Source organism: Pseudorhodobacter sp. W20_MBD10_FR17, from assembly GCF_052119765.1.
Classification (GTDB): Bacteria; Pseudomonadota; Alphaproteobacteria; order Rhodobacterales; family Rhodobacteraceae; genus Pseudorhodobacter.
This window is the reverse complement of the sequence record NZ_JBGQOQ010000001.1, coordinates 48,916-62,711: the sequence shown is the minus strand read 5'-3', so window position 1 is coordinate 62,711 and position 13,796 is coordinate 48,916. Positions and strand designations below refer to the sequence as shown.

Sequence of the window (13,796 nt, the reverse complement as noted above, 5' to 3'; positions counted from 1 at the left end):
TGTGTCAGGGATCGTCCCTGACACCACTTCCCGCCGTGCGTGCATGGCGGGCTTTTTGGTCTGCGTCCGTCTCATCTCGGCGCGGGATTCAGCGCCTTGTTATAGGCGTGCCAGTCGGTGATGTCGGGGTAATACTTGCGGCGCCAATCGCGGACGCGGGGGTTCATAACCCGTTTGAACAGCGGCGGGAACAGTGCGGCTGTGGTCATAATCGGATAGCCATAGGGCAGTTGCGGCGCATCCTCGGCCGTGTAGGTTTGCAGCAAGGGAAAGCGGCGGTCTGGTTTGTAGTGGTGGTCAGAATGGCGTTGCAGGTTGATCAGCAACCAGTTTGACGCGCGGTGATCGGCGTTCCATGAATGGCGGGGCATGACATGTTCGTATTTACCATCGCCGAGGTGACGACGCGTGAGGCCGTAGTGCTCAATATAATTCACCAACTCTAACTGCCAGATTGCCACGACCGCCTGATAGACAAACAGCCCAAGCCCGACCCAACCGCCAAGTGTAAAGGCAAGGGCGAGCATGCCGATTTGCAGCGCGGCGTAGCGCCAGAACGGGTTGCTGGGGTGGGTTGGGGCCAAGTTGCGGCGCGCGAGCATCGCCTTTTCGGCCTTCCAGCTGGACACAACAGATTGCCACAGAACGCGCGGAAAAAACCGGTGAAAGCCCTCATTATAGCGGGCGGTGACGGGGTCGCGCGGCGTGCCGATATAAAGGTGATGAACGCGCAGATGCTCACTGCGGAAATGGGAATAGAGGACGGAGGCGAGGAGAAGATCAGCCAGCCAACGCTCGACCGCAGATTTTTGGTGCATAAGCTCGTGGCTGTAATTGATGCCGATGGTGCCGGAAATCACGCCCATGCCGAAAAAGATCATGATGGATTCAATCATGCCAAGGTGGTCGGCGCGGGGGACGTAGTAGAGCAGCCAGACCAGCAAGGCAAATTGCACCGGAAACCAGATGAGCGTGATCGCGCGGTACCATTGCAGTCCCGACTCGGGGGTTTCCAGATCGGCGTTATTAGTGTTGCGGCCTGTGATCGCATCTAACAGCGAGAACATGCCCCAAGAGGCGAAAGGCATCAGCGCCACCCACCAGCCGCCCCAAAGCGCACTGACAACTGCCACAGGCACAAGCGCAAGCGAGAGCCAGAAGGGCAAGGCGTGGTTGATACGGGTGATATCAGCGGCGGGAATGGTTTTCATAGTGCACCTTTTGGGGGTGGATGATGGACGCCGAGGTGGGGCTGGTCAACGAGGCAAAAGTGCTGCGGACGCAAGATCATAGGCTTTGCGCATCAAAGTTGGCAGATTTTCAGGGTTAACGGGCTGAAACATCCCGTGATCTGGTTGCGCCGAAGTGGTGGCGGCAAGCACAGTCAGGACCGCGTGAAAATGGGTAAAAGTGTGTTTGATCTGACCCATATCTTGCCAGTTGGCGGTGATGGGGGCGGCATCGTGGTGCGATTTGGTATCCCACCCATTGCCCGGAAACCCGATCGTGCCACCCAGCAGGCCCTTGGTGGGGCGCTCTTCGACCAACCATTTTCCATCAGGGGCGCGGGCCAGCCAAAGCGTGCCTTGCCGCGTCGGCTTTTCCGGTTTCGGGGTCTTAAAGGGCAGGGAGGTCTGGGTGCCTTGCGGCTGCGCCGCGCAAAAGGGGCGTAGCGGGCAGATGCCGCAGGCAGGGTTGCGCGGGGTGCAAATTGTGGCACCCAAATCCATCACGGCTTGGGCGTAATCACCGGGGCGCGACTGCGGCGTCAGCGTCGTCGCCAACGCTGTCAGTTCGGGTTTCGCGCTGGGCAGGGGGGTGTGGATGTTAAACAGCCGCGCGATGACGCGTTCGACATTACCATCAACCACTGTCGCGGGCTCATCAAACGCAATTGAGGCCACGGCGGCGGCGGTATAGGGGCCGATACCAGGGAGCTTGATGAGGTCGGCGTAGGTCGCCGGGAAGCTGCCCAAATCATGGACCGCACGGGCGCATTTTAGCAGGTTACGGGCGCGGGCATAATAGCCAAGGCCAGCCCATTCGGCCATGACATCGGCATCCTCAGCCATCGCTAGCGCGGTAACGGTCGGCCAGCGCGTGGTGAAGCGGTTAAAATAGTCGCGCACGGCGGCCACTGTGGTTTGTTGCAGCATCACCTCGGACAACCAGATGCGGTAGGGATCGGGGCGCTGATCGCTGTGCGGCGGGGTGCGCCACGGCATTTTCCGCGCATTGGCATCGTACCAGTTCAGCAGGGCTGCGGCCTCTTGTTGCATTATGGCTGCCTTTTTATGGTGTTTCTTGCTGGCACGCGGGGCCATCTGCGCTAAGATAGGGGGAAGTGGGGAAATGACCAGATGAAGCAGCCAAGAGGCAGCCAGTTTAGATCGAGATCACGTGGGTTTCAGGCGGCGTCAACGCTGTTGAAAGAGCGTATCCGCACGGCGGGTGAGGCACGGGGATTCGCGGTGACGCGGTTGCTGACGGCTTGGGCTGAAATTGTCGGCACTGATTTGGCGGCGGTGACGCGGCCGGTGAAAGTGGGCTATGCCAAGGGCGGGATGGGGGCGACGCTGACGCTGCTGACGACATCTGCGAACGGCCCGATGTTGCAGATGCAACTGCCTGCGATCAAGGAAAAGGTAAATGCCTGTTACGGTTATGCCGCGATTTCGCGCATAATGGTGACGCAAACCGCACCAAGCGGGTTTGCCGAAGGGCAGGCCGAATTTGGCCATGCACCCAAGAAAATAGTGCCGCCTGACCCCGCGATAAAGGCCCAAGCCCATAAGGCCGCTGAGGGTGTTCACGATAATGCGTTGAGAGAGGCCCTTGAAAATCTAACAGAAAACTACTTATCTCGGGCGAAATCACAAAGAGGCAGAACATGAACCGTAGAGAATTTTCCATCGCCCTTGCTGCTGCTATGGCTGTTGCTGCGGCCCCGGTTTGGGCACAAGATGCTGCGGCGCCTGTGGTGCCAGACGTGCCGGATATGATGATCGGCAACCTCGATTCGAAGGTCGTGTTGACGGAATATGCGTCCTACACCTGCCCGCATTGCGCAAATTTCCACACTGAAGTGTTCAAGGACCTAAAGCGCGATTACATCGACACTGGTAAGATCAAGTTCGTCTACCGTGAGGTGTTCTTTGATCGTTATGGCCTCTGGGCGGCGATGATTGCGCGCTGCGGCGGTGATCTGCGCTATTTTGGCATTCAGGATTTGATCTATTCGACCCAGAAAGAATGGGCCTCATCGCAAGACCCAGCCGTGATTATTGAGAATTTGCGTCGCTTGGGCCGGACTGCCGGTTTGGATGATGCGGCCATGGACGTGTGCCTGAACGATGCTGCAATGGCCCAAGCGATGGTGGCCAAGTTCCAAAAGGATAGTGAGGCGGATGACATCAACTCGACACCGTCTTTCGTTCTGAACGGGGTCAAGCACAGCAATATGAACTATGCCGACCTGAAGGCGCTGCTTGACGCCGAATTGGCAAAGTAAGGTATGGATGCCCCGCTCAAAGGCCTGAAAGTCATCGAACTGGCGCGGATTTTGGCTGGCCCTTGGGCTGGTCAAACGCTGGCCGATTTGGGCGCGGATGTGATTAAGGTCGAGGCCCCGGAAGGCGATGATACCCGCCGCTGGGGCCCACCCTTTGTCGACCGTGAGGGCGACCGTTCGGCCGCCTATTTCCACGCAACCAACCGTGGTAAAAAATCAGTAACGGTTGATTTTCGTACCCCTGCGGGGCAGGAAACCGTGCGCCGCCTGATCGCCGATGCCGATGTGGTGATTGAGAATTTTAAGGTCGGCGGCCTTGCGAAATACGGGCTCGACTATGCCAGCCTTGCCGCCGTGAACCCGCGTTTGATTTATTGCTCGATCACCGGATTTGGCCAAACCGGCCCCTATGCGCATCGTGCGGGCTATGATTTCATTATCCAAGGCATGTCGGGCCTGATGTCTGTAACTGGCGAACCCGATGGCCAACCGCAGAAGGTGGGGGTCGCGGTAACCGATATCTTTACCGGCATTTATGCGGCGACCGCGATTTTGGCGGCGGTGCATCAGCGGGACACATCGGGCACAGGCCAGCATATCGATATGGCCTTGCTTGATGTCGCTACGTCGATCATGGCGAACCAAGCGATGAATTACCTGACCACGGGTAACGCACCTGAAAAGATGGGCAACGCGCACCCCAATCTTGCGCCCTATGCAGTTTTTGATTGCGCCGATGGCTGGATTATCATCGCCACGGGCAACGATGGTCAATACCGTCGCTTGTGCGAACTTTTGGGCCTGCCCGCCCTCGGTACTACGCCCGAATTTGCGACCAACGCCGACCGTGTCGCCAACCGTGTGGCCCTGGCCGAGGCCCTGACCCGCGCCACCAAACAGCGCTGCAAATCCGATCTCTTGGCGGCTTGCGAAGCTGCGGGTGTGCCCGCCGGCCCGATCAATGACTTGGCCGAAGTGTTCGCGGACCCCCAAGTCATTGCGCGCGGTCTGCAAATTGAGCCTGAGGGTTTAACAGGCGTCCGCTCGCCCATGACCTTCTCGGGCGCAGATTTGGCGCTGAACCGTGCGGCCCCCAAGCTCGGCGAACATCAGGATGAGATTTTGGGCAAAGCCTAACGTCATCATCTGTTTCCAAATATCCTCGCCGAAGGCTCTGCCCGTTTTTCACACGCGCTTCTGACAGGATTGTGCGCTATTGTAACACTGTCAGGGGCTGACAAACGGGGCTGCGTTGGGCTAGTCATTGGGACCCGTGTAAAAGGTGAACCCGATGATTGATGCTGCTCTTCTTCCGCCGTTGCGCGCTGTGCTGGATGCGCCGGCGCGGGCGTTGGTGGCGCGGGGTGTGGCAGCGGATCAGGTTACGTTGGTAGGGTTTGGCATCGGGTTGTTGGCGCTGCCTGCGCTGTGGCTGGGGTGGTACGCCTTGGCCTTGGTACTGATTTTGGCCAATCGTTTGGCGGACGGCTTGGATGGTATCATGGCGCGGCATGTCGGGGCTACCGATCGCGGCGCGTTCCTTGATATCGCGCTTGATTTCTTTTTCTACGCAACAGTGCCTTTGGGTTTTGCGCTGGCCGCGCCTGAAAACGCTGTGGCGGCGGCAGTGTTGATCTGTGCGTTCATCGGCACAGGGTCCAGCTTTTTGGCCTTTGCGGTGATCGCGGCCAAGCGTGGGATGCAGTCGGATGCGTTTCCGGCCAAAGGTATCTTTTATCTGGGCGGGCTGACCGAGGGCTTTGAAACCATCATGGTTCTTACAGTGATGTGTCTGTTTCCTGCGTGGTTTGTCCCGCTGGCTTTTGCTTTTGCAGGGGCTTGCATGGTGACGACTGTTTTGCGTTGGCTGCAAGGCTGGCGTGCTTTTTCTGATGTTTAAGGAGGATACTCTATGCGTTCCCTATTGATCGCGGCGCTTGGGCTTGGGCTTGGGCTTGCGACGCCTGCGCTGGCGGATTGGCAACAAACCGTGGACGCGGCACGCGGCCAGACGGTGTACTGGAACGCGTGGGGCGGCGATGCGCGCACCAATGCGTTTATCGCCTGGGTTGGTGAGCAGACCGAAGCAAGATATGGTGTTAAGGTCGAGCAAGTTAAGCTGACCGATACCGCGACCGCTGTGACGCAGGTGATTTCGGAAAAGGCGGCGGGCAAGGATAGCGGCGGCTCGGTCGATATGATTTGGATCAACGGCCCGAATTTTCTGTCGATGAAAGAGCAGGGTTTGCTGCACGGGCCGTTTGCGGCCGATCTGCCGAACGCAAAATATCTCGATTTGGGGCCGGACGCGGCGGCGGCGGTTGATTTTACCGTACCGGTTGAGGGGTATGAGAGCGCGTGGCGTTTGGCGCGGTTTGTGTTCACCTATGACAGTGCCGTCGTCACTGATGTGCCGCGCGACATGGCCGGGTTTTTGGACTATGCCCAAACCTTTCCGGGCCGGGTAACGCACCCCGATGTCAGCAATTTCATGGGCGCTACGTTTTTAAAGCAAGCCTTGGTTGAATTTGCGCCCGATAAGGCGGCCTTGCAGCAGCCTGTCACCGATGCGGCCTTTGCGACGGCAACTGCGCCTTTGTGGGAGTGGTACGATGCGATGCGCCCCTTTATGTGGCGTGAGGGTAAAACATTCCCAGAAAACGAATCCGTGCAGCAACAGTTGTTGAATGACGGCGAGGTTGATTTTGGCGTCTCGTTCGACCCTGCCTCGGCGGCGGGTGCGATTGCCGAAGGTCTGTTGCCCGATACCGCGCGGGTGTTTGTACCGCAGGGTGGCAGCATCGGGAATATTTCCTTTGTGGCGATCCCGTATAATGCCGCAAACCGTGAAGGGGCCGAGGTTGTGGCGAACTTTTTGCTAGACCCCGCCACACAGGCGCATCAGCAAAACATCGATGTGCTTGGCAGTTTCTCGGTGCTTGATCCTGCCAAGTTAAGTGCGGATGAGGCGGCAGTCTTTGCGGCCTTGCCGTCTTCACCCGCTTTGCCAAAATTGCAGGATTTGGGGCCGACTTTGCTGGAACCACATGCAAGCTGGATGACCAAACTGGTCGCGGCTTGGGGCGAACGCTATACAAAATGAAGGGTGACGGCCGCGCGCTAAGGGCTGTCGTGGCCGTTATTCTATTGGGCGGCGTTGTGCTGCCCATTTTGGCGGGGTTCGCGCAAACAGCGCAGGCCGCCTTTGGGGTTTTGCCTGCGATTGGCGCGGTCGATTGGTCTTTTGCGCCATGGATGCAGTTGCTGCATTTGCCGGGGTTTAGCACCAGTTTGCGGCTTACCTTGGTGACGGGCTTGGGCTCGACCGTCTTGGCGCTGGTGCTGGCGGTTGGGTTTTGCGCCTTGATGCATGGGCGGTTGCAGCATGCGGCGATGGGGCGTTTGCTGATGCCATTTTTGGCAGCGCCGCATGCCGCGTTGGCGATTGGGCTGGCGTTTTTGCTGGCACCCTCGGGTTGGATTGCGCGAATGGTCTCGCCCATGCTGACCGGTTGGGTGCGGCCGCCGGATTTGGCGACGGTGAATGACGGTTGGGGCGTGGCCTTGATGATCGGTTTGCTGATCAAAGAGGTGCCGTTTTTGTTGTTAGTGATTGGTTCGGCGCTGGGGCAGTTGCCGGTGCGCCAGCATTTAGCGGCGGGGCGGGCGCTGGGCTATGGGCGAGGGGTGGTTTGGGTAAAGGTCATCATGCCGCAGGTTTACCCCTTGATAAAATTGCCTATTTTTATCGTTCTGGCCTTTGCTTTGTCGGTGGTGGATATGGCGATTATCCTTGGGCCATCGAACCCGCCGACCTTGGCTGTGGCAATTGTGCGGTGGTTTTCATCGCCCGATATTGCGTTGATCTTGCCTGCCTCGGCAGCGGCACTGTTGCAGGCCGGCATCGTGGCGGCGGCCATTGCTGCGTGGATCGGGGCCGAAGGTTTGGCCAAGCATTGGGGCCTTTGGTGGCTGCGGCGCGGTGGGCGCGGGCATCGGGCCGAACCTGGGCTGTGGGCGGCAAGCGGCGTGGTGATGGGGTTGATGCTGCTGGGGGCGCTGGCCTTGTTGGGGTTGGTTGTGTGGTCTTTTGCGTGGCGCTGGTCGTTTCCGCAAGCCTTGCCGCAAAGCTGGTCGTTAAAGGGCTGGATGGCCCCCAGTGGCGGTTGGGGGCGGGCGTTGCAAGCAAGCCTGATCATCGGGGTTTGCACGACCGCCGCGTCACTTTTGCTTGCAGTCGCATGGCTTGAGGGCGAGGACCGCGCGCGCAGGGCGCGGGCAGGCTGGGCGCAGGCATTGATTTATTTGCCGCTGTTGGTGCCGCAGATCGGGTTTCTGTATGGGTTGAACGTGCTGTTTTTGCACATCGGCATTAGCGGCGGGATGGTGGCGGTGATTTGGGCGCAAATGCTGTTTGTGTTTCCCTATGTAATGATTGCGTTGTCGGACCCGTGGCGTGCGCTGGATTGCCAACATGTGCGGGCGGCAGCCGCGCTTGGGGCGGGTCCATGGCGGCGGTTGTTTGCGGTGAAATTGCCGATGCTGGTGCGTCCGGTCATGGTGGCAGCGGCGATCGGGTTTTCGGTGTCGGTGGCGCAATATTTGCCGACGTTGTTTATGGGCGCCGGCCGCGTGGCTACTCTGACGACCGAGGCGGTGACGCTGGCGTCGGGTTCGGACAGGCGCGTTGTAGGGGTTTATGCGGTATTGCAGGCGGGCTTGCCATTTTTGGCCTATGGCGCGGCACTGTTGGTGCCCGCCTTTGTGTACCGTAACCGCCGCGGCTTATTAGGAGGGGCGGGATGAGCCTTGAGTTAAAAGATGTGACTGTCGGGCCAAAGGGCGGCAAGCCGTTGTTTAAAGCGATTACTTTGCAGGTCGCTGCGGGTGAGGTTGCCACGCTGATGGGGCCTTCGGGTATTGGCAAATCGACGCTGCTGGATGCGATTGGCGGGCATTTGGCGCATGGGTTTGTGGTATCGGGTGCCGTGCGGCTGGATGGGCGCGATGTGTTGGCGCAGCCTGCCGAGGCGCGGCGAATCGGGGTTTTGTTCCAAGATGCGCTGCTGTTTCCACATTTGTCGGTCGGCGATAATCTGGCCTTTGGGCTTGCGCGGTCGGTGCGCGGTGCGGCGCGGGCGCAGGCGGTTCTCGAAGCGTTAGGGCAAGCAGGGCTGGCAGGTTTTGCAGACCGCGACCCTGCTACGCTGTCAGGCGGGCAACGGGCGCGGGCAGCGTTGATGCGGGCGTTGTTGGCAGAGCCGCAGGCGTTGCTGTTGGATGAGCCGTTCTCAAGACTGGATGCCGAACTGCGGGCCGAGATCCGTGGCTTTGTGTTTGAGCATTTGCGCAGCCGCGCCATTCCGGGGCTGATGGTGACGCATGATGCCTCGGATGCCGAAGCCGCGGGCGGCGTGGTGGTGCAGCTTTAACTTGATTTGCAAATTTTCAAGGCTAGGCTGGTGCGCATGAGTGCAGAGCCGCCAATTCCGTTTCACCCACATATTACCGAGCAGGTCAGCTTTGATCGGCGCGAGTTGGGCGTGATTTTGTCGCTATATGGCCGGATGGTCGCCTGTGGCGAGTGGCGCGATTACGGCATTTCGGCGCTGCGTGAATTTGCCGTGTTTTCGGTGTTTCGGCGTACGGCGGAAACACCTTTGTACCGGATTGAAAAACGGCCCAAGCTGCGCAACCGGCAGGGCATGTATTCGGTTGTCGGTATGGACGGGAAAGTGTTGCGGCGCGGCCATGATCTGGCGATGGTGCTGCGGGTGTTAGAGCGCAAGCTGATCCGCCCCATTGATTAAGTTACCAACGTTTTAACGCTGCCTCATCCTCGGCACGGGCGGCGACCCAATCTGTGCCCGATTTGGTGATTTCTTTTTTCCAGAACGGCGCGCGGGATTTCAGGTAATCCATCAAGTATTCGGCGGCGGCAAAGGCATCGGCGCGATGGCGCGATGCTGTGGCCACCATCATGATCGGATCATTGGGGGCAAGCCTGCCGTAACGGTGGATGATCAGACAATCGGCCAACTGCCAGCGTTGCATGGCTTGCTCGGCAATGGTGGTTAGGGCGCGTTCGGTCATGCCGGGGTAATGCTCGATCTCCATCACGTCCAGATCGGCGTTTGCGCTGTCGCGTGTGATGCCGGTAAAAGTGACGATAGCGCCAGCCCCTTGCGCGGTTTTGGCGAAGGCGTTGGATTCGGCGCCCATATCGAACGGATCGGATTGAACGGTGATGCGCATGGGCTTAGCCCCCTGTCATCGGTGGGAAAATGGCGATTTCGCGCACGCCTGCAAGCGGGCTGTCAAAATCTGCGAGCTCCTGATCCAGCGCCACGCGCAGCGACGACAGGTCGGCAAAGGCAAGGGCGTAGCGATCTTCGCGCGCCGACAGTTCGGCAATTAGGTCGGCGACGGTGGCGGCATGCGTTTCAACTTTTTCGCGCGGCAGGCCGATACGTTCACGGACCCATGCGAAATAGAGCACGTCGATCATGTATCGTCTTTCAAATAGGGAAGTGCCTTGCGGAAATAATCCAAGCCGGTAACGGCGGTCAGAATTGCTGCGATCCAGATCAGGACCATGCCGGTATGGGTGGCCATAGTGGCAGGAGAGAGGATGGCCCTCAGCTCGCCTTCACCGGCGCGGGGTGGGCGCCCATCCTCCATAAAGGCAAGGCCGGTGCCGAGGAACAAGACCGCGATGGCGACCATTTGAGCCGTGGTTTTCCACTTGGCGAGTTTGGTGACCTTGAGCAGGCCTGCCTTGTCACCCAGAAATTCGCGCAGCCCCGAGACGAACACTTCGCGAAACAGGATCACGGCGGCAGGCAGGATAAGCCAAGGGTTCATGCCAGAATAACCGGTGATGACCATAATCGCGATCACTACCATTGCCTTGTCGGCAATCGGGTCGAGCATGGCCCCGAATTTGCTTTCTTGTTTCCAGAGCCTTGCGAGGTATCCGTCAAAAAAATCGGTGATTGCGGCTGTAATGAACAGCCCGAGCGCAAACCAATCGGCCCATGGGCGGTGGAAATACAGAAACATGACCGCAACACCGGGGGCGGCGAGCAGGCGCAGGACGGTAAGGGTGTTTGGCAACGTCCACTTCATGTGTTGATTGGTAGCCTAGGCGGCGCGCGGGGGGAAGGGGAAATTCAGATTTGTTGGGCGGATTGGATGCGTCAAAATAGGGAGGGGGCCTTCTGCCCCCAATCCGGCTATGCCGTTCCGGCACAGCCTTCCCCCCCGAGGATATTTGAGCCGAACAGAAAGTGGCTAAGGCACAGGGGCCCAGATGACATGGTCGATGCTGGGGGCGGCGGTGGCGAGCATGACGAGGCGGTCAAACCCCATCGCGATACCTGATGCATCAGGCATGTGGGCGAGGGCGTTCAGGAAATCTTCGTCCAGCGGGTAGCGGTGGCCGTAGACGCGCTGTTTTTCATCCATTTCAGCGGCAAAGCGTTTGCGTTGCTCGGTGGCGTTGGTCAGTTCGCCAAAGCCGTTGGCAAGCTCGACCCCGCAGGCGTAGACCTCAAACCGCTCGGCGCAGCGCGGGTCATCGGGGCAAGGGCGGGCGAGGGCGGCCTCGGGCACAGGATAGCGGTCGAGCATGGTGATGCGGGTATGGCCGAGGTGGGGCTCGACCCGTTCCGACAGGATGCGCGAGAGCATGTCGGACCATGTATCATCGGGGGCATGGCGCAGGTTTTGCGCGGTCATTTGCGCAGCAAGGGCGGGGGCATCGGTGGCGCCATCGGGGTGGATGGTGGATAGCAGGTCGATGCCCGCATGTTGGGTAAAGGCATCAGCGACCGAGAGGCGGTGGTAGGGCAGGTTTGGGTCGCATTCATGCGATTTGTAGCGCAGTTTGGTGCTGCCTGCGGCCTGTGTGGCCAGTTGCAGGAACGTCGCGCAATCATCCATCAATACGCTGTAATCTTGGCCGACGCGGTACCATTCGAGCATCGTAAATTCGGGCGAGTGCAAGGCCCCGCGTTCGCGGTTGCGCCAGACATGGGCAAAGGCATGGATGCGTTTCTCGCCCGCTGCCAGCAGCTTTTTCATCGCGAACTCGGGCGAGGTGTGAAGGTACATTTGCTGCGGCGTGCCGTCATTGCCGATCGCCGTTGTTTGGAACGCATGCAGATGCGCCTCATTTCCCGGGCTGACGGCGAGAGCGGCGGGGTCTACCTCAATGAAATCTTGGGTAGCAAGCCAGCCACGCAGCGCAGCTTGGATGCGGTTGCGGGCCAGAAGGGCGGGGCGGCGGCCTTCGTGTTGGGCTGGGTGCCACCAGTTTGCAGGATTTGCCATGTTTTGCGCCTTTCATCTGGAGATTTCGGCCAAGATAGGCTAATGCCTAGCGCCAACGGCCCGCGCATTAGGTGACGGGCGACTTAAGTACAAGGAAATTCGCGTGAAAGTCATCGCCTCCTCGCTGCGCAAGGGTAATGTCGTTGAGATGAACGACAAGCTCTATGTTGTTCTGACTGCTGAAAACTTCCACCCCGGCAAGGGCACGCCGACGACATCGGTGAACATGCGCGGGATCTTGGACGGCGTGAAGGTATCCGAGCGCTGGCGCACGACCGAGCAGGTAGAGCGCGCGCATGTGGACGAGCGCAAATACAACTTTTTGTACGCTGATACCGAAGGTTACCATTTTATGGAGCCTGTCAGCTTTGACCAGCTTTCGGTGCAAGACGATGTAATCGGCGACACAGCGGTGTTTTTGAAAGACGGGCTGGAAGTGTCTTTGAAGACGTTTAACGGCGTGTGCATCGCGATTGAATTGCCGCAGCGGTTGACCGTTGAAGTGACCGAGACCGAGCCTGTCGTGAAGGGGCAAACCGCGTCGTCTTCGTACAAGCCGGCGCTGTGTGACGAAAAAGTGCGCGTGATGGTGCCGCCGCATATCGGGGTTGGCACGCGGATCGTGATCAACACCGAAGACAACTCTTATGTTGAACGCGCCAAGGATTGATTTTTGTGCTAGCGTAATGGAAAGCCCCGCCCGTTGTGGTGGGGTTTTTTATGTTTGGAAATTGGGGGGTGGCATGAAGATTCTGGTAGAAACGACTGTGAACGCGCCAATCGAACGGGTTTGGGCCTGCTGGACCACACCTGCGGATATCGTGAAATGGAATACTGCATCTGACGATTGGCACACCACGGCGGCGACAGTGGACCTGATTGTTGGTGGGCAGTTTACCTCGCGGATGGAAGCCAAGGACGGCAGTATGGGCTTTGATTTTGCAGGAGAATATACACAGATCGAAGCGCCGCGCCTGATTGAGGCGGTTTTTGGCGGCCGCGCCCTGCGTGTGGAATTTGCACAGGTCGCGGGCGGTGTGTTGGTGCGCGAAGCGTTCGACGCCGAAGATACACATCCGGTTGAGATGCAAAAAGCCGGTTGGCAGGCGATTTTGGATCGCTTTAAGCGGTATGTTGAAAGTGCTGTGGGCTAAAGGTTTAGGCAGCGCTGGATGAAGGGCGCAAGAATCGCCGCAAAATCGGCTGGGCGTTCGGCGCAGGGCAAGTGGCCGGCACCCGCGATTTCAACATATTGCACGTTGGGAATCAGGACTGCCGTAGCCTTCACCAAGGCGGGTGGCGTTGCACCGTCATGCTCACCTGCGATCATCAGGGTTGGTACGGTGATCTGGGGCGCGTTGGCCGTGTAATCGGCGCGGGAAATGGCCTTGCTGGTGGCTATGTAGCCACTCGCTGGGGTACGTTCCAGCATATTGCGCCATTGCGCAAGCTGTGAATTTTGTTGGAAACTTGGTGCGAACCAGCGTTGCATCGTGCTGTCAGTGATCGCCTTCATGCCATGTTTTGCAACGGTATCGATGCGGGTTTGCCACATCTCATCCGTGCCGATTTTGGCTGCGGTATTTGACAGCACAAGGCCGTTAATCAGGCTGGGATGGCGGGCGGCAACGGCTTGTGCGATCAGGCCACCGACCGAAAGGCCGATGAACAGAACCGGTGTATTGCTATGGGCTTGTATCAAGGCTGCGGCATCATCGGCGAGGTCGTCGATGCTGTAATCGCCGGCCATATCCGACAATCCGTGGCCGGGTTTATCATAGCGCAGGGTGCGGATGCCCGCAGGCAGCAGCGGCAAAACATCATCCCACAGCCGGTAATCGGTGCCGAGCGAGTTGGAAAACACCACGGTCGGGGCATCTTTTGGCCCGTCAATGCGCGTGTGCATTTGGCCCCAAGGACGGGTGAGTACCTGCATAATCGCCTCCTATGG

General features: G+C 58.9%; 17 protein-coding genes. 10 read left to right on the top strand and 7 right to left on the bottom strand.

Annotated elements, in window-relative coordinates; genetic code table 11:
• Positions 1-71 precede the first annotated feature (71 nt).
• Complete coding sequence (locus ACEN2J_RS00355) at positions 72-1,211, bottom strand: alkane 1-monooxygenase (RefSeq protein ID WP_442102336.1); 1,140 nt, start codon at positions 1,209-1,211, stop codon at positions 72-74.
• A gap of 45 nt (positions 1,212-1,256) precedes the next feature.
• Positions 1,257-2,279, bottom strand: a complete 1,023-nt coding sequence (gene mutY / locus ACEN2J_RS00350) for an A/G-specific adenine glycosylase (protein WP_442102335.1) — start codon at positions 2,277-2,279, stop codon at positions 1,257-1,259.
• 81 nt (positions 2,280-2,360) lie between these two features.
• Between mutY and ACEN2J_RS00345 the strand changes: the two genes are divergently transcribed.
• The 8 genes from ACEN2J_RS00345 to ACEN2J_RS00310 all read left to right on the top strand — a co-directional run bounded on the left by ACEN2J_RS00345 (position 2,361) and on the right by ACEN2J_RS00310 (position 9,321).
• Positions 2,361-2,894, top strand: a complete 534-nt coding sequence (locus ACEN2J_RS00345; RefSeq protein WP_442102333.1) for a DUF721 domain-containing protein — start codon at positions 2,361-2,363, stop codon at positions 2,892-2,894.
• A 35-nt stretch (positions 2,895-2,929) separates the two neighbouring features.
• Complete coding sequence (locus tag ACEN2J_RS00340) at positions 2,930-3,511, top strand: DsbA family protein (RefSeq protein WP_442102683.1); 582 nt, start codon at positions 2,930-2,932, stop codon at positions 3,509-3,511.
• Between the two features lie 3 nt (positions 3,512-3,514).
• Entirely contained in the window at positions 3,515-4,648 is a 1,134-nt protein-coding gene (locus ACEN2J_RS00335; RefSeq protein WP_442102332.1) for a CaiB/BaiF CoA transferase family protein, read from the top strand.
• A gap of 154 nt (positions 4,649-4,802) precedes the next feature.
• The gene (locus tag ACEN2J_RS00330) at positions 4,803-5,411 is read left to right on the top strand and encodes a CDP-alcohol phosphatidyltransferase family protein (protein WP_442102330.1); all 609 of its coding nucleotides are present in this window, start codon (positions 4,803-4,805) and stop codon (positions 5,409-5,411) included.
• Positions 5,412-5,423: 12 nt separating this feature from the next.
• Positions 5,424-6,614 (top strand): ABC transporter substrate-binding protein, encoded by a 1,191-nt coding sequence (locus ACEN2J_RS00325; RefSeq protein WP_442102329.1) that lies wholly within the window; start codon positions 5,424-5,426, stop codon positions 6,612-6,614.
• 29 nt (positions 6,615-6,643) lie between these two features.
• On the top strand, positions 6,644-8,317 hold the full coding sequence (locus ACEN2J_RS00320; protein WP_442102327.1) for an ABC transporter permease: 1,674 nt from the start codon (positions 6,644-6,646) through the stop codon (positions 8,315-8,317).
• Positions 8,314-8,943, top strand: coding sequence for an ATP-binding cassette domain-containing protein (locus ACEN2J_RS00315; protein WP_442102325.1), 630 nt, complete (start codon positions 8,314-8,316; stop codon positions 8,941-8,943). Before ACEN2J_RS00320 ends, ACEN2J_RS00315 begins: the two co-directional genes overlap by 4 nt.
• 36 nt (positions 8,944-8,979) lie before the next feature.
• Positions 8,980-9,321: a DUF2794 domain-containing protein gene (locus ACEN2J_RS00310; protein WP_442102324.1), complete on the top strand. Its 342-nt coding sequence runs from the start codon at positions 8,980-8,982 to the stop codon at positions 9,319-9,321.
• A gap of 1 nt (position 9,322) precedes the next feature.
• Here the strand turns inward: ACEN2J_RS00310 and ACEN2J_RS00305 are convergent, their stop codons facing one another.
• The 4 genes from ACEN2J_RS00305 to epmA form a co-directional block, all read right to left on the bottom strand.
• Positions 9,323-9,766: a molybdenum cofactor biosynthesis protein MoaE gene (locus ACEN2J_RS00305; RefSeq protein WP_442102323.1), complete on the bottom strand. Its 444-nt coding sequence runs from the start codon at positions 9,764-9,766 to the stop codon at positions 9,323-9,325.
• Positions 9,767-9,770: 4 nt separating this feature from the next.
• A complete protein-coding gene (moaD, locus tag ACEN2J_RS00300) occupies positions 9,771-10,019 on the bottom strand; it encodes a molybdopterin converting factor subunit 1 (protein ID WP_442102322.1) in 249 nt (82 codons plus the stop codon).
• The gene (gene pgsA, locus ACEN2J_RS00295) at positions 10,016-10,639 is read right to left on the bottom strand and encodes a CDP-diacylglycerol--glycerol-3-phosphate 3-phosphatidyltransferase (RefSeq protein WP_442102321.1); all 624 of its coding nucleotides are present in this window, start codon (positions 10,637-10,639) and stop codon (positions 10,016-10,018) included. Before pgsA ends, moaD begins: the two co-directional genes overlap by 4 nt.
• A 165-nt stretch (positions 10,640-10,804) precedes the next feature.
• The gene (epmA, locus tag ACEN2J_RS00290; RefSeq protein WP_442102320.1) at positions 10,805-11,845 is read right to left on the bottom strand and encodes an EF-P lysine aminoacylase EpmA; all 1,041 of its coding nucleotides are present in this window, start codon (positions 11,843-11,845) and stop codon (positions 10,805-10,807) included.
• 103 nt (positions 11,846-11,948) lie between these two features.
• Here epmA and efp point away from each other — a divergent pair, with 103 nt between their 5' ends.
• Together efp and ACEN2J_RS00280 are read left to right on the top strand one after the other, a co-directional pair.
• The gene (efp, locus tag ACEN2J_RS00285) at positions 11,949-12,515 is read left to right on the top strand and encodes an elongation factor P (protein WP_442102319.1); all 567 of its coding nucleotides are present in this window, start codon (positions 11,949-11,951) and stop codon (positions 12,513-12,515) included.
• Positions 12,516-12,588: 73 nt separating this feature from the next.
• Positions 12,589-12,999, top strand: a complete 411-nt coding sequence (locus ACEN2J_RS00280) for an SRPBCC family protein (protein ID WP_442102318.1) — start codon at positions 12,589-12,591, stop codon at positions 12,997-12,999.
• Here ACEN2J_RS00280 and pcaD read toward each other — a convergent pair.
• The gene (pcaD, locus tag ACEN2J_RS00275) at positions 12,996-13,781 is read right to left on the bottom strand and encodes a 3-oxoadipate enol-lactonase (RefSeq protein WP_442102317.1); all 786 of its coding nucleotides are present in this window, start codon (positions 13,779-13,781) and stop codon (positions 12,996-12,998) included. The two genes, ACEN2J_RS00280 and pcaD, sit on opposite strands and share 4 nt — an antisense overlap.
• Positions 13,782-13,796: the final 15 nt, after the last annotated feature.